The 15,611-nt window shown below is 36.0% G+C and carries 14 protein-coding genes; 10 read left to right on the forward strand and 4 right to left on the reverse strand.

Annotated features, from left to right (window positions below):
- The first annotated feature begins 8 nt into the window (after nt 1-8).
- On the forward strand, nt 9-440 hold the full coding sequence (locus tag WC614_01320) for a hypothetical protein (protein ID MFA5031636.1): 432 nt from the start codon (nt 9-11) through the stop codon (nt 438-440).
- A 70-nt stretch (nt 441-510) separates the two neighbouring features.
- Nucleotides 511-1,170: a hypothetical protein gene (locus WC614_01325; protein ID MFA5031637.1), complete on the forward strand. Its 660-nt coding sequence runs from the start codon at nt 511-513 to the stop codon at nt 1,168-1,170.
- A gap of 89 nt (nt 1,171-1,259) precedes the next feature.
- Here the strand turns inward: WC614_01325 and WC614_01330 are convergent, their stop codons facing one another.
- The 4 genes from WC614_01330 to WC614_01345 form a co-directional block, all read right to left on the reverse strand.
- The gene (locus tag WC614_01330) at nt 1,260-1,787 is read right to left on the reverse strand and encodes a FlgD immunoglobulin-like domain containing protein (protein ID MFA5031638.1); all 528 of its coding nucleotides are present in this window, start codon (nt 1,785-1,787) and stop codon (nt 1,260-1,262) included.
- A 21-nt stretch (nt 1,788-1,808) separates the two neighbouring features.
- A complete protein-coding gene (locus WC614_01335) occupies nt 1,809-2,705 on the reverse strand; it encodes a FlgD immunoglobulin-like domain containing protein (protein MFA5031639.1) in 897 nt (298 codons plus the stop codon).
- 57 nt (nt 2,706-2,762) lie between these two features.
- Complete coding sequence (locus WC614_01340) at nt 2,763-3,650, reverse strand: FlgD immunoglobulin-like domain containing protein (GenBank protein ID MFA5031640.1); 888 nt, start codon at nt 3,648-3,650, stop codon at nt 2,763-2,765.
- A 259-nt stretch (nt 3,651-3,909) separates the two neighbouring features.
- The gene (locus WC614_01345; GenBank protein MFA5031641.1) at nt 3,910-6,195 is read right to left on the reverse strand and encodes a C1 family peptidase; all 2,286 of its coding nucleotides are present in this window, start codon (nt 6,193-6,195) and stop codon (nt 3,910-3,912) included.
- Between the two features lie 300 nt (nt 6,196-6,495).
- Here WC614_01345 and WC614_01350 point away from each other — a divergent pair, with 300 nt between their 5' ends.
- The 8 genes from WC614_01350 to WC614_01385 all read left to right on the forward strand — a co-directional run bounded on the left by WC614_01350 (nt 6,496) and on the right by WC614_01385 (nt 15,606).
- Nucleotides 6,496-7,374, forward strand: a complete 879-nt coding sequence (locus WC614_01350; protein ID MFA5031642.1) for a T9SS type A sorting domain-containing protein — start codon at nt 6,496-6,498, stop codon at nt 7,372-7,374.
- A 205-nt stretch (nt 7,375-7,579) separates the two neighbouring features.
- Nucleotides 7,580-9,832 carry a glycine--tRNA ligase subunit beta gene (gene glyS, locus WC614_01355; GenBank protein ID MFA5031643.1) on the forward strand — a complete coding sequence of 751 codons (2,253 nt, stop codon included), beginning with the start codon at nt 7,580-7,582 and terminating at the stop codon, nt 9,830-9,832.
- A complete protein-coding gene (locus WC614_01360) occupies nt 9,829-10,926 on the forward strand; it encodes a glycosyltransferase family 9 protein (GenBank protein MFA5031644.1) in 1,098 nt (365 codons plus the stop codon). The genes glyS and WC614_01360 overlap by 4 nt, the downstream gene beginning before the upstream one ends.
- Nucleotides 10,927-11,114: 188 nt before the next feature.
- On the forward strand, nt 11,115-11,939 hold the full coding sequence (locus WC614_01365) for a uracil-DNA glycosylase (protein MFA5031645.1): 825 nt from the start codon (nt 11,115-11,117) through the stop codon (nt 11,937-11,939).
- Nucleotides 11,926-13,287, forward strand: coding sequence for a replicative DNA helicase (dnaB, locus tag WC614_01370; protein ID MFA5031646.1), 1,362 nt, complete (start codon nt 11,926-11,928; stop codon nt 13,285-13,287). The genes WC614_01365 and dnaB overlap by 14 nt, the downstream gene beginning before the upstream one ends.
- A 66-nt stretch (nt 13,288-13,353) precedes the next feature.
- Nucleotides 13,354-14,091: an ABC transporter permease gene (locus WC614_01375; protein ID MFA5031647.1), complete on the forward strand. Its 738-nt coding sequence runs from the start codon at nt 13,354-13,356 to the stop codon at nt 14,089-14,091.
- The gene (locus WC614_01380; protein ID MFA5031648.1) at nt 14,091-14,822 is read left to right on the forward strand and encodes an ATP-binding cassette domain-containing protein; all 732 of its coding nucleotides are present in this window, start codon (nt 14,091-14,093) and stop codon (nt 14,820-14,822) included. Before WC614_01375 ends, WC614_01380 begins: the two co-directional genes overlap by 1 nt.
- Nucleotides 14,815-15,606, forward strand: a complete 792-nt coding sequence (locus WC614_01385; GenBank protein ID MFA5031649.1) for an MlaD family protein — start codon at nt 14,815-14,817, stop codon at nt 15,604-15,606. The genes WC614_01380 and WC614_01385 overlap by 8 nt, the downstream gene beginning before the upstream one ends.
- Nucleotides 15,607-15,611: the final 5 nt, after the last annotated feature.

A 15,611-nucleotide genomic window follows, 5' to 3' on the forward strand; every position in this document is an offset into this window, starting at 1 on the left:
AATTAGAAATGAATATTTTAATGTTAGGGCTTGGACTAATTGCTCCAATGGGGGAACTTGCAAACACAGCTACATCAGGGAAAGAAGTCAGTTTAAGATGGGAAATAGCAAAAGTTAATAAAATAGCAGGCACATCCGAATTGAGGGCAACTTCTTTTAACCAAACCAATATAAATATAGATGTATTTAAAATTACAGAAGGCGTAAAATTAAAATTCATTAAAAAAACACGAATAACTGGAGGCATCGGAGCATACTATATAACACGAAAAATAAATCAGTCCATAGAAAACGAGAAAGGTATTTGTTCAACTATAGGCATTCTAATTCCTTTAATAAGCACAAAAGATATTATCGTAAGACAGGAAATTTCCTGGCATACAGTTCCTAAGGGATTATCTCTTACCTTCTATGTAGGAACAAAACTAAAAACTCCTTAATTTCTTATTCTCTCCTTATAAAAATTTTTATAATTGACTTTTTAGGAAACTTAAATATCATTTTATTTCAATGAAATATTGTTCCTTATCCGGAGTTATTATCTTTTTAATCGTAATTTTATTCACTTCCTGCAAACAAAGCCCTCTGTGTTTTAGAACAGGTGCAGATTATTTTCCATTACAAATAAACAATTCTGCAACTTATTCAACACTGCCCTCTAACAACACAATAAAAGTTGCCGTTACAGACACAAATACCATCTATGGCAAACAAAGCTTTATAGTGGAACGAAATGGAAAAAAGGAATATTGGTGCAAAGGGAAAGAAAAAATAGAAAAATTATATTTTTATACTATGAACATTTTAGGACGGGAAGATACCATTGCTATATGTTGGCTACCATGGTTAGAGCTACCTCTAAGTTTACATAATTCATGGACGTACTCTTTTAATACAAGTAAAGTAGTCCTTGGAGATACAATAAAAATAACTTTGCATACAACCGCAAACATAACAGGAATAAATGGAAATGAATATCAAATTGAGATTAATTTTTTGGAAGAAAAAATTTCAACAATGTTTGGATCAGGTACTACTAATACAACTTACTACGAATGGTATAGACCAAATCTGGGACTATTTAAAAAAAGATACGACGATACAACAACAGAAACTCTAATAGAATTCGTAACAGAAAATGATACTTTGTTATCCACCACAAACAAATAAATACTCCTGCAGGAAGTAAACGGGAACTATAAATTTAAAGCAAAAGAAAAGGGCAGGCGCAACCGCCTGCCCTTTTCTTTTAAACACCTTTATTTCACGAGTATAAGCTTTTTGGTTGATTTGAATTCCGATGATACCATACGGATAAAATAAATCCCGTTTGATACTCTTGCGCCACGATCTGAAACACCACCCCATTTTAGACTATAATACCCGGGTAACTGTTCCCCGGCTACCAGTGTCTTAACTACTCCACCGGCTATATTATAGACTTTTATGTTTACCTGGCTTGTTTTCGGAACACTATAGCTTATATTAACATATCCTTTTGTAGTAGGATTTGGAAATGGTCTTGAAAGGCTAAAAACCTTTGGTTTAGATGAATCGCTTTGAACGCCAATCATATGTTCGCCAATATAGTTATAAAACCCGGCCTGTTCAATACGATTTAAAGAACCGGACTGCCCGATTACAGGCTGCCCGATTGCATCCTTAAGGACATAACTGGTAGAAGACGAACTATTCCCACCGCCGCACAATACGGACTTCGTCATCACGTATTGAGGAGCGCCAAATACCAAACTCGCAAAAAGGAGTGATACTAAAATCTTTGCCATCTTATTGTTACCTTTTCCCTATTATTTTATTAATATCATCTTATTAATAATTTTCTGATTGCCTGAAGTTAGGCTGCAGAAATAAATACCGGAACTAAGAGACTTATTCGTTTTGTCGCATCCATTCCAACAAGTAGTATAAGTTCCTGTATTGTACTTTCCGTTTACGAGTTCTTTAACCAAATTTCCGGTTATATCATAAATACCGATTTGAACGTTTTTATCATTCCCTTTGACTGAATAAGAAATAGAAGTGTTATTCGAAAAAAGACTTGGTGATGCTTTCAAAGTAACAACCGATGGGGAGGTAACTTTTTCTTCTACTCCGGCATCATAATTTACAACAGCAATATGTAGATAATCGGCAGCATCTACTTCCCATGGATCGCCAAGAGTTTTACGGCCCTTGCTGCTTTGACAACTACTATCAACAACGGATGTGGGATAACCGGAAGTCATCTCATAATTACCTACCCAAAATGGGCCTGAGACAAAAATAGGCGGGTTTATAGGACACTGGTTATACTCAAGATAGCCCGCATTTTGTACAAAAGCAGTATATTCTGTTTTAAAAAGAACATTTCCCGGAGAACCTGCATTATCCGACCATACAAATAAACTGCATTGTTTTGAAGCGTTTCCTGTTTCGGAAAAAACACCATGAACTATCATCGTTACAGAACACTGAGAAGCAGGTGTAAGTTGAGTTGCTTCATATTCAATACAAAAGTCGCCTGTCCACCATGCCAAAGAACCATCTAATTGTGGCCATAAAGTGTCGAGATTTAATGTTTTATTTGCCAACACCTGTTCCCAATTACTGGTTTTATAACCCTCCGGCAAAAGAACGGATTCTTTAGCTTCTAATGCCAAAATACTTAACACCATCAAAACTGCCACAAACATAATCTTCTTCATTTTTCTCCTTATAAAAAAAGGGGATAAAAAAATCATCCCCTTTTTTTCTATTATTTTTTACTTCATCAATATAACTTTGTTGGTAATTTTCTGATTGCCTGAAACAAGGTTACAAAAATAAACACCGGAGTTAAGCGGTTTATTCGTTTTGTCGCATCCATTCCAACAAGTAGTATAAGTTCCTGTATTGTACTTTCCGTTTACGAGTTCTTTAACCAAATTTCCGGTTATATCATAAATACCGATTTGAACGTTTTTATCATTCCCTTTGACTGAATAAGAAATAGAAGTGTTATTCGAAAAAAGACTTGGTGATGCTTTCAAAGTAACAACCGATGGGGAGGTAACTTTTTCTTCTACGCTAATAGCATAATCTACAACAGCAAAATGCATATAATCCGAATAGTCGTTTACCCATACCCCGGCACTATCATATTTACTGTTTTGACAGCTACTATCAACAATAGATGTTGGGAAAAGAGTATCCCACTCGCAATTACCAACCCAGAAGGGACCTGTAACATAGACAGGGGGAGTTATATTACAGGGGAAAATAGCAACCTTAGTAGTATCTGTTGTAACCGTAACTTCCGATCGGAAAAGAACGTTTCCCGGCGAACCTGCATTATCTTCCCACACAAATAAACTGCATTGTTTTGAAGCACTTGGTGTTAGAGACATAACACCATACAATATCGCAATTACAGAACATGGAGAAGCTGGAGTAAGTTGAGTTGCTTCAAGTGCAATACGATAAGGAGCTTGCCAACACGCAAGGTACCCGTCTAATATAGGAATTAAAGTGTCAAACGGCAATGTTTTAGCCCCTGTCCCTTTTTCAAAATCAGTCATATTATACCCATCCGGCAAAAGAACGGTTTTTTTTGCCTCTACTGCCGAAATACTTATTGCCACCAAAAACGCTAAAAATATAGCTTTTCTCATTTCATCTCCTTTTCTAAAATACTCATTGCTTACTTAATGCAAGCAAATATAAAAATTATTACCACTTTTATATGCTTTATAATATCACCTCCCGTTATACCTCCTGCACACTAATACACAAACCTGCCTTTGTCAATAATTAAACTTTTATCAAGGGGTGTACTTACCTCGGAGGAGAAAATAAAGTCTCTCTATAATACTAAAATAAAGACAATTTTAAAAGTCCCATTTATAATAAAGGAAACAGGCATTTAAATTGCTACTCTATTATAACGCTTTTTCTCGTACACGAACAGCCATCCCAGTTTATCTTATAAAAATAAATTCCGGCAGAAACCATTTTACCATCAATACCTTTCCCGTCCCATTTAATAGTATGACTTCCTGCATTAAGTTCTTTATTTACAAGAGCGTAAATAAATTTCCCGGATTTATCATATATGTTTATCGTTACTTTCGTGGTTTTAGGCAAATTAAAACTAATAGAGGTCTTAGACTGACTCGGATTAGGTGAAATAACAAGGGACTTTGAATTGTCAGACATAAACTTATTACTCTCTTCTACCGGCGTACCATAAAAACATCCATTTACTTTATAAATTTTGGCAGGGGTTTCACTGTTTACCCAATACTCATCCGTAGAAGGATTCACATCTATCGCCCTTCCATATTGAGGTAAAACGGCAATTCGATGATTCCCAACTATTCCACCTGTTTTTGTTAATTCCCATACTACAACCGAATCACATACTGTCGCTGAAGACAAATATGTCATCGCTAATAACAAACTACCTCCATTAGCTCCGCGGGAGTCAAATGCAAGACAACGAGCCGCATATTGTTTCATTGTAGGAGGAGTTAAAGGAATGTCAAAACTGGATACTATAGTCCCAGTTTGACTAACTTCGTATATTTTATATCCTGTCATATCAACTGCCCATAGGTTAGTCCCATCAAAGGCTAATCCGGTTGGATATGTGGCAGGAGAGGCAAAAGAAGTAATAACAGCACCGGTTGAAGAATTCACTTTATAAATCTTCTTTCCGCTCCTACTGTGAACCCACAAGTTACCATCCGTCTTGTCCCAACTTATATCGGTACAAGTTTCACTATTTGGTGTGCCTATAAAACTAATTTGCTGACCGGTTATGGGATCAAGCTTATATATCTTATAGTCCGAACTAATGGATGCCCATAAATTAGTGCCATCAAATGCAAGCCCGTAAACAGTCCCGGCAGGTGAAGCAAATGATTTAAGCGTGTCTCCGGATACACAACCTAAGCGCACCGTAAAAGAAGTATCTTTTAAGTATCCACCATCAGCAGTAATATGTAAACTAAACGATACGTCCTGCGGGATTGAAGCCCCGAGACTTGCCGTTGCTTTGTACGGTGTTGATGAATTACCTACAAGCCCATTTGTAGCAATAGAACCGAAATTTGCAGAGTTTGTATTCACAGTAATACTGCCATTAGTTGTAGATACAACTCCGACAACATTTGAAGCAGTAAGACCTAAGTTTCTAAGATTTACAATTATACTGATTTGCTCACCGGGATCCCATATGTTATTATCAGGCTCAAGAACTGTCTTGTTATTTAAAGATATACGTGGATTAGTATTGTCCAATATAATAAAATAGACAGGAAGTCCGGGGCCTTCGCTTGATTCCGAACCATATGCAATCCAGCCATATCCAGCCTCTCCCCAACCTGTTGAGTATGAATTTTTAATAAGCCATGCGCCTGTTCCCCCCCTTGAATCATCATACCCGCATAATGTTACCCCATGATTATAGAGAGTTTTGTCTCCGCTATCCGACAAAACAGGACTGTAAACGCCGCCTGTGTAGTAGAAAAAATCTTTCTTTGCAGTTATCTGGCAACCCATTGGTCCATCTTGAAGAGCCTGTTTGTATTGAGCAATATTCCCCGTAGACATATAGTTCCAACTAAAGGGTTTAACTACTTGTGATTGCCAGTTTGAACACCGCTGAGTACAGGCAAGGTCAGATTCTTGATACGGGAAACAAAGCTCGGGAGGAACCCCGGTCGCCTGTACAAATGTTGCCGCCGTACCAAGTGAACCACCCATACACCCGCCGTTTCCGTCATCACAAGAAACTAAAAACTGTTCGGATAAATCTATATTCGTATCCGGTTTCTCATAAGCTATCTTCAGACGTGCTTCAAATCCCCCAATAGTCCCAAAAGCCCAACAAGAACCACAATTCCCCTGGTTTTTTACCGGAGTCATCCAATTCTTGCCATTATAATTACGCCAATCTATGGCAGCTTTAAGTTTCCCTTTTACTTCTCTCTTATCTTCGTGCCCGGAAAGAATTTCCGGAGGAGTCGGCATCGTACTGCATAATTTTGCTTTTTCTTCGTCCGATAAATCCGATACTGAAGTATGTCCGGCAGTCCATTTTGCGCCTTTATCTTTTATTGCCTGCTGTAATTCCGGCAAAGTAAAACTTTTGGCATTAGAAACACAAAATAATGACATTAAACATATCATCATACCATAAAAACTTTTTTTCATTTTTCCCCTCCTGCTTAGTAACAATTAAATTCTTTAAACCAATATACTATATATATTTTTGATATCATATTGTATTTTTGTCAATAGAAATTTCATAAATATTGGGAATAAAATACAGTGCCGAATTTACTTGCATAAGCAAAAAATGTTTTCAAAACAAAAAATGTTGACAAACATACGTTAAGTCTATAATTATTTATAATATTATAGACTTTTAAGGAGGAATGCCTATGATAAAAAAAAGAAAAAGCGAAGTTTATAAATTTTTATTTGATACTACTTTAAAATAAAGGAGGAAAAATGAATGTTTTTATTTTTATTTTTATCGGAAATTTTTTAATGCCCGTTGGATATAATGCTACTGTTCGCAATTCAACAAGAGAAAATGTTGTACAAACAATAACAGCAAAATCAGGCGAAGATACTTTATACTACGATGGCGTAAATGTTTCAGGAGCTGGATTATATGATTCAGACGAGGACACATTTGGAATTATCTGTGCGGGAGTAAGATTTACTCCTATGGTTGGAGAAACTTTAATCGCAGTTATTTTTTGCCATAGGAATCCTCCTTCTTCTTATACTGGGACTTTTTACTTATACGGAAATGGAACTACATCGTCTCCAGGCACACAAATAACGACCCAGTCTTATAATGCAACTGGCGACAGCACATGGAATAGAATAGACCTCCCATCACCGATATTCTGTGATGCGGATGTAGATTTTTGGGCAGTATTATCTGCCAGAGGCCGCATTGGAGATGATGCGGGACCTATGGTTGCAACTAGAGAATATGTTTCCATTGATCAACAAGCTTCATGGATGACGATTGCAGCTGCAGGTCTTAATAAAAATTGGAACATACGAGCAATAATGAGAAATTATACGGCAATAGAAGAAAATAAACCCATTAAAAACGATTTTGCAATTTCCTATTCCAATAATCCGGTAAATAAAAACTTCTCCGTTTCATATTCCGTTCCTAATACAATGAATGTTAATATTAGTCTTTTTGACTTAACCGGAAGATTAGTTCAAACACTTGAAGACAGAACGCTCGGCAACGGCACATACACTAAAACAATCAGCACGGAATCTCTCGGGACAGGTATTTATTTCTGTAACGTAGAAGCAGGAAATTTTAGGGGAACAAAAAAGGTTGTGGTTGTTAAATAAGAATATAACTTATTAAGAACAGGGGCGATTTTCTGCCCCTGTTCTTATTTTACTCTGAACTTTATTTGTTTCCTTTTCTCGTGAAATCTCTTAAAGTCCCTGTTAAAAAACTTTTCTCTTCTTTGTGTCCTCTGCGGTGAAAACTTTTACTTACGTTCATTTGTATCTACTTGACAAAAACTTTAATTAAGTTAATTTTGTAAAAATGAATAAGATGAAAGATTTTCTTATCGAAATAGGCGTTGAAGAATTGCCCGCCGGTTGCTTAGAAAACGCAACTTCTCAACTAAAAACAGGCATACTTGAACTGTTTAAATCCAATAGTCTATCTTACAAAGAAGAACCTAAAGTATATTATACACCCCGCAGATTAGCAGTATTAATATTGAATATTCCCGACACACAGGAAGATAAGAAAATTGAAGTATTTGGCCCACCAAAAGAACTTTCGTTCAATCCGGATGGAACTATGACTCAGGCAACTATTGGGTTTGCAAATTCTCAGGGAGTTCCGGTCGAATCCATAAAAACAAAAGCTAAAGGCAAAAAAGAAGTAATCTGTTGTGAAAAAACAGTAACGGGAAAACCCACAATAGAGATTCTAAAATCCTCTCTGCCTGACATTATAAAGAATATCAAATTCAAAAAATCTATGAAATGGGAACCGACAGGCATTAAGTTTGCCCGTCCAATACGTTGGTTTGTAGCATTGTTCGGAGAAGACATAATTGAGTTTGAACTTGCAGGAGTAAAATCAGGCAGAATAAGTCAGGGGTTAAGAGGAGATATTCCTATTACTATTGATATGCCGGATAAATATGAACAACTACTTGAAGAAAAAGGAATAATTGCTGACTCGGAAAAAAGGAAAGAACGAATTATTGATTCTTCTATTATGCTTGCTCAAAAAAACAATTTAGATTTTAAACCTTCTTATACACTAATAGAAGAAGTTACAAATCTTGTTGAATCTCCAAAAGTTATTTTGTGCGAATTTAATAAACGATATCTTAATTTATTACCTCCTGAAGTAATTACAACGGCAATGCGAGTTCATCAACGTTATTTTCATTTAGAAAAGAATAAGAATGAGGAGAATGTTTCTATTTCTTGGAGAAACAGGATACCAAAAAGCTGGAGAACAGATACTATGTCCGATTTAGAATATACAATAACAAATATTGAAAATTTATCTAATTATTTCATAGTAGTCGCAAATACTATAGACGAAGATATGGCTAAAATTAGGGAGGGAAACGTAAATATCCTTAAAGGAAGGCTTGAAGATGCAGAGTTCTTTTATAATGAAGACTTAAAAATTCCATTAGAAGACAGGGTTGAAAAGTTAAAACACATAGTATGGCAAGCCGGACTTGAAACACTTTATGATAAAACACAAAGATTAGTAGACCTTTCCGAATATATAACAGCAAAATATAATTTTAATTTGGATTTGAATATATTAAAGGAATCAGCAACCCTTTGTCTTGCTGACTTAGCAACCAATATGATAAAAGATGGTAAAGAATTTACGAGTCTGGAAGGTTTATATGGAGCTATATTAGCAGAAAAACAGAATAAAAATGTTAAAATAGTAGATACGTTAATTTGCAGAGTCTCCCCTGCCAGATATAATATTCAAGAATTTCCTGAAGGTGTGGTATTAGCAATAGCAAACAGGATTGACACTATCGTAGCTCCATTCATAATTAATAAGATTCCAACGGGCTCTTCTGACCCTTTCGGCATACGACAGGCAACAAATGAACTTATAACTATTATTTTAAAAAATGAATTACATATTCAATTAAAGGAAATTATAAGATTTGCAATCCAAAGGTACCATTTTCAATTTGTAGAAGCTCAAAAATTACAAAAAACTAGAGATGTCAAAACTCCTTTGATTTTTAATTCCGATACAAAAACCGAAGATATAGTCAATTCCATTCATGACTTTATTATACAGCGAGTAAAAACACAATTTGAAAACATGACCATCAGATATGATATAGTTAATGCTGTTCTCTCTATTGAAAATAATGATATTTTTGATGCCAAAGAAAGAGGAAAAGAATTTTTTTCCTTATTACATATAAAGAACCAAGATTTTATGGATCTTGTTATGGCCACGAAAAGAATAAGAAACATATTGAAAAATCCAGAGTTTAAAGTTCAGAGTTTAGAGTTTGAGGAAAATTTATTAAAAGAACCGAAAGAAAAGGAATTGTGGGATAAATTTTCTTCTACTAAACAAAATTTTGATGAATATGTTGAGAAAAAAGATTATCAAAATGCCTTGAATTGGCTGCTTGGTTTGGCTCCTCTGATAAATAACTTCTTTGACAAAATCCTCATTATGGCAGAAGATATTAACTTACGCAATAACAGGCTTGCACTCATTAACTTAGTAAATTCATCTTTTGAAAAAATAGCCGATTTTTCCCAAATTGCAGAATGAAAATATTGGTAATTAGTCTGGCAGGCATAGGCAATACGCTTATGGCTGCGCCAATGATAAAGCTCCTTAGAAAAAAATATCTCAATTCGCATATAACCGTTCTCGTTATGTTCAAGGGTTCCCGGGAAATACTCGAAGAGAATCCTTATCTGAACGAAGTAATATTATGGGACTTCATCAATAAACCCATTTTCCAATCCCTTGCTTTTTTATTGAATTTAAGAAAGCAAAAAATAGACATAAGCATCCTTTCTTACCCTGCCAATCGTATAGAGTATAACTTAATAAACTTTATCATCGGCGCAAAAATACGTATAGCACATAAATACAATAAATTCACGACAAAAAATTTAGGATTCCTGAATAATAAAACAATACCGGAAGACGATGAAAAACACGATATTGAAGAAAACATACGGCTTGTTTCTCTTGCCAATTTATCAACAGAAATAAAAGAAGACGAATCCATACTGACAGAAGATGGACAACCTTTATGGGGAAAACCTAAAATATATCTCACAGATAAAGATAAACGATTCGCCGACAACTGGCTCAGGGAAAGAAACCTTAAATACAAAACACTGATAGGCATACACGCAGGCACAGCCCCTTTCAAAAATCAAATTCAGCGGCGTTGGGATAAAGAAAAATTCGGAGAACTTGGCAAAGAACTGGCAGAAAAATACAACGCTACGATCCTTTTATTCGGTAGCAACGCTGAGAAAGACCTGAAAGAAGACATTCAAAAAATGATAGGAGAAAATGCTTTTCTTGTAAATGATACTACTATGCGGGAAACTTCTGCTCTTATTGAAAAATGTTCTCTTTTTATAAGTTCTGATTCTGCATTAATGCACATCGCCGCAAGCTTAAATGTTCAATGTGTTTCTATATTCGGTCCTACCAACCCTAAATGGGTATATCCTTATAAAACTAAATACATAATTGTCAGGAAAGAACTTCCCTGCAGCCCTTGTTTTTATTACTCCCAAAAACCATTAAGTTGTAAGTTCAAAGACTTCAGGTGCATTAAATCCATAACCGTAGATGAAGTTTTATCCGCTTCAGATAAAATGCTGTCCATTCGTAATTAAAATCTTTATCTTCTCTGTATTCTCTCCGGCAAATATTTTATAGGTTCTCTTCAAATCCCTGTTAAAATAAATCTGCTGTTTTTGTGCCCTTATCCGTGCAAATCTGTGGCTAAAAATTCTCTTTGTTGTCTGTCTTTTTTTTGTCTTGACACAAGCAATCTATTAACGTAATATTTGCACTATTCAAGATGAGCTCGGATTTTAAAAACGTTATTTATGAGTGGCTTATGAATGAAAGACTGCTTGGCAAAACTAAAATTAAACTCGATTCGAAAATTGCAGCAAACTTAATTAAAATTATGAAAAATGAATCACTATCTCTAACAGACACAAATCCTGTTCCTGTCTCTTCACCTACTCCTTTAGCAGACAAAAAACCAAAACCACATATTCCTTCTCCCACTCAACCTGAAAAGAAGTATGTTCCTGTTCCTAAAATTAATCCTCCCTTGCCAAACGACAATCCGGAACTTGCAGAGTGTTCAAAATCAGTAATGCAATGTACGGATTGCGAGCTCCACAAAGGAAGAAAAAATATCGTATTCGGTGAAGGCGATTCCAAATCCAAACTTATGTTTGTCGGCGAAGCTCCCGGCGCAGAAGAAGATTCTACCGGACGACCATTCGTGGGAAGCGCCGGCAAAGTTCTTACAGGCTTGTTAGCAGCTATCGGATTAAAAAGAGAAAATGTATACATTGCAAACATTCTAAAATGTCGCCCGCCCGCTAATAGAGACCCTTTGCCAAACGAAATCGAAGCTTGCCATCACTGGCTTGATAAACAAATTGAAATCATAAAACCTAAAATAATATGTTCTCTCGGGAGACACTCTACTCATTTTTTACTTGGACTGGAATTTCCATTCAATAAAATTAGGGGAAACATATACGATTATAAAGGCGTAAAAGTCGTTCCTATTTTCCATCCTGCGGCTTTACTTTATCACCCGGCATGGAGAGTAGACACGGAAAAAGATTTTCAAACACTAAAAAAATTATATGGCGAACAATAAATCCTTTCAGGAGCCCCAATCAATAGAAGCTGAAAGAGCCGTATTGGGCGCGATGATGTTGGAAAGAGATGCAATATCCAGAATAGTAGAATCCATAAACGAAAATTCCTTTTATCTTGATGCTCACCGACAAGTTTTTTCGGCTATCATAAAGCTTTATGACAATAATATTCCCGTTGACCTTGTAACTTTATCAAACGAATTAAAAATTCGTAATTTGCTCGAAATTATTGGAGGAGAAGTTTTTCTTGCCGACCTTCTGGATAGCATCGTAACCACAAGTAACGTATCTCATTATGCTAAAATAGTCAAAGATATGGCAACCCTTAGAGATATGATAAGGGTTTGCAATACCGTTATTCAATCCGGCTATCAGCAATCTGCCGAAGTAGATGAACTATTAGACCTCGCGGAACAAAGTATGTTTGCGTTACGAGAAAAACGAATAGAAAAAGGCGTTACCCACATAAAACCTATTCTGACAAGGACTTTTGAATTAATAGAAGCCCTGGCAGAAAAACAACAATATATAACGGGAATTCCTGCCGGATTTGTAGAATTGGATAAATTAACCGCAGGTTTTCAGGTGGCGGACCTTATAATTATGGCAGGAAGACCTTCTATGGGGAAAACTTCTTTCTGTTTGAATGTAGCAGAACATTTGGGCATAAACGAAAATATTCCCGTAGGAATATTCAGCCTGGAAATGACAAAAGAACAGTTAGTTATGAGAATGTTGTGCTCTCAGGCAAGAGTAAGCGCTCAAAAAATGAGAGGTGGCTTTCTTAAAAAAAGTGATTGGCCTAAATTAACCCGCGCCGCAGGAGCATTGTCCGAAGCTCCCATTTTTATTGATGATACCCCCGGCATACCAATTCTTGAAATTCGCGCCAAAGCCCGTAGATTAAAAAGCAAACAAGATATAAAATTAATAATCATAGATTATTTGCAACTCGTAACGGGCCCCTACTCTGAAAACAGACAACAGGAAATTTCTTCTATTTCTCGTTCTCTCAAGGGACTGGCAAAAGAATTAAGCATACCCATAATAGCAATATCCCAGCTTTCAAGAGAAGTAGAAAAAAGGCCCGGACATCGTCCTGTGTTAGCCGATTTAAGAGAATCAGGAGCAATCGAACAGGATGCAGACGTTGTCGCATTTGTTTACAGGGAAGAGCATTACCACAGAACGGATGAAAACGAAGGCAAGGCGGAAATTATCGTAGCAAAACAAAGAAATGGACCTATCGGAAAATTTGAATTAGCATTCATTAAAGATTATACTCGCTTCGAAAACCTTGCAAAAGCCACAATGATGCCAATAGAAGAGGCATCTTTAGAAGAATAAAATTGACAATCGTATTGTTTGGTATAAAGTGACCGTATAGTCAAAAATATACTGACCAGTCAGTGAATGAAAAACATATTAGAATACATTGGCAATGTAACGTTATTTATTAAAGATGTTGTATTTACTCTCCCAAAAATCCATAAAAGCATTCATCTAATAATAGAACAGGTTTATTTTGTAGGTATAGGTTCTCTTTTAATTGTCATAGTAACGACTTTTTTCTGTGGTGCAGTTACTGCCTATCAGGCAGCATTTCAAGGGAAAGATTATCTGCCGGATGTATATATTGGGATGGCGGTAATAAAAGGGTTTATGATAGAACTCGGTCCCCTGCTTACTGCAATTATAGTCAGCGGAAGATGCGGGTCTGCAATTGCCGCTGAAATAGGCGCTATGAGAATAACGGAACAAATAGATGCTCTTGAAACTTTAGGAATAGAACCCGTAAGGTATCTTGTTTTACCAAGAATTGTCGGTTCTGCTATAGCATTGCCCTTACTTACAATAGTCGCCGAACTAAGTGCCTGTATTGGAGGTGGATTTTGTGCGGTACTATTAATGAATATAAAACTAACTACTTATATAGAAGGATTGCAATTTCACTTTATGCAACATGAGTTGTTTGGCGGTTTAGTAAAAGCATTCGTTTTTGGGATACTAATGGGTTTAATGAGCACATATTATGGTTTCAAAACTACCGGCGGGTCAGAAGGAGTCAGTAAATCTACTACGCAATCCGTAGTATCTATACTTATTTTAATAATAATCTTTGATTTCATACTTGCCAGAATTTTATTTTAATGATAAAAATTATAAACCTTACGAAGTCTTTTAATAAAACACCCATACTATCGGGAATTAATCTTGAAGTCGCAAATGGTATCACGACAGTAATTATCGGTCCGTCCGGATGCGGCAAAACAGTTCTGCTTAAACATATTGTAGGATTATTAAGACCGGATTCAGGAAAAGTATTTGTAGACGATTTTGAAGTGTCTTCTCTTTATGGAGTTCAGCTTTTCAAGCTTAGAAGACATATAGGGGTGGTATTTCAGGGAGCGGCATTATTGGACTCGTTAACTGTTGCGGAAAACATTACTCTCGGGTTAAGAGAACAACGAAAAACACCTGTGGCGGAATTAAATAGAATCGTAAAAGAAAAGCTTTCTCTTGTTCGTCTTGAAGGAGTGGAAAATAAATTACCTTCGGAACTTTCCGGAGGAATGAAAAAAAGAGTGGCAATCGCAAGAGCATTGGCAATGGAACCTGAATATATTTTATACGATGAACCTACAACCGGGCTTGACCCGATTACGGCAAGGAAAATAGATGAATTGATTTGTGAACTTCAAAATAAACTTAAAATTACCACCGTAGCCGTAACTCACGACCTTGCTTCCACTTATAAAATAGCAAATAAAATTGCTATGTTAAATAAGGGCAAAATAGTATTTGAAGGAACTGCCGAAGAATTGAAAAAAAATAAAGATATTGAAATATATAAATTTATCAGAGGGAGGGAATATGAGTAAACCAATGAAAACGGGAATATTTGCCTTGATTACTATTATAATACTATTTGTAGGATGGGTATGGTTAGGCAAAATTGAGTTCAAAAACAGAGGATACGAAGTTACTATCCGTTTCCCGGACGTTACGGGACTTAAAGTTAATGACCCGGTAAGAATAGGTGGCGTGGAAAAAGGCGAAATAAGAGCTATTAAATATACCGCACAATATATTGAAGTAAAAGCGGAAGTAGAATATGATGTCGTTTTATATGGTGATGCCACAGCCGCCATACTTGACGTAGCAATGATTTCGGGTACAAAATACGTAGACGTTAACCCGGGAATTTCCGGTATAGTTTTAGCTAAAAATGCCCCTATAAAAGGAGATGCAAGCTATGGAATTCCTATAGCTAAACTGGGAGAAATAGGCTCTAAAATAGACGGACTACTATATTCATTACAGTCGCAGGACTTAATAAAATCGGCAGCGGCAACCCTGCAAAACTTAAGCGCAGCAACACAACAGTTAACTCAATTGATAAACGAAAATGGAGAAAACTTAAAGATAACTACGGAAAATGCCAAGATAACATCGGAAAATACTAAAAAATTGACTGAAAAAATGGATAAAATCGTCAACGATGCCGATTATGTAATGAGCAATTTAAAAGCAGGGAAAGGCACACTTGGAAAATTAACAAAAGAAGATAGCCTATACTACGAACTCAATTCCACACTTATTTCTATAAAAGAGCTTGCCAATGATATAAAAGCTAATCCTAAAAGATATCTCAAGCTATTTTAGTTTCC

The sequence above is a fragment of the bacterium genome (assembly GCA_041649255.1).
Taxonomy (GTDB): domain Bacteria; phylum Hydrothermota; class UBA3073; order JACQXS01; family JAQTXJ01; genus JAQTXJ01.

Coding starts and splice junctions, on each gene's coding strand:
- WC614_01320 (MFA5031636.1), top strand. CDS start 9: ATGAATATTTTAATGTTAGGGCTTGGACTAATTGCTCCAATGGGGGAA.
- WC614_01325 (MFA5031637.1), top strand. CDS start 511: ATGAAATATTGTTCCTTATCCGGAGTTATTATCTTTTTAATCGTAATT.
- WC614_01330 (MFA5031638.1), bottom strand. CDS start 1,787: ATGGCAAAGATTTTAGTATCACTCCTTTTTGCGAGTTTGGTATTTGGC.
- WC614_01335 (MFA5031639.1), bottom strand. CDS start 2,705: ATGAAGAAGATTATGTTTGTGGCAGTTTTGATGGTGTTAAGTATTTTG.
- WC614_01340 (MFA5031640.1), bottom strand. CDS start 3,650: ATGAGAAAAGCTATATTTTTAGCGTTTTTGGTGGCAATAAGTATTTCG.
- WC614_01345 (MFA5031641.1), bottom strand. CDS start 6,195: ATGAAAAAAAGTTTTTATGGTATGATGATATGTTTAATGTCATTATTT.
- WC614_01350 (MFA5031642.1), top strand. CDS start 6,496: ATGAATGTTTTTATTTTTATTTTTATCGGAAATTTTTTAATGCCCGTT.
- glyS (MFA5031643.1), top strand. CDS start 7,580: ATGAATAAGATGAAAGATTTTCTTATCGAAATAGGCGTTGAAGAATTG.
- WC614_01360 (MFA5031644.1), top strand. CDS start 9,829: ATGAAAATATTGGTAATTAGTCTGGCAGGCATAGGCAATACGCTTATG.
- WC614_01365 (MFA5031645.1), top strand. CDS start 11,115: ATGAGCTCGGATTTTAAAAACGTTATTTATGAGTGGCTTATGAATGAA.
- dnaB (MFA5031646.1), top strand. CDS start 11,926: ATGGCGAACAATAAATCCTTTCAGGAGCCCCAATCAATAGAAGCTGAA.
- WC614_01375 (MFA5031647.1), top strand. CDS start 13,354: ATGAAAAACATATTAGAATACATTGGCAATGTAACGTTATTTATTAAA.
- WC614_01380 (MFA5031648.1), top strand. CDS start 14,091: ATGATAAAAATTATAAACCTTACGAAGTCTTTTAATAAAACACCCATA.
- WC614_01385 (MFA5031649.1), top strand. CDS start 14,815: ATGAGTAAACCAATGAAAACGGGAATATTTGCCTTGATTACTATTATA.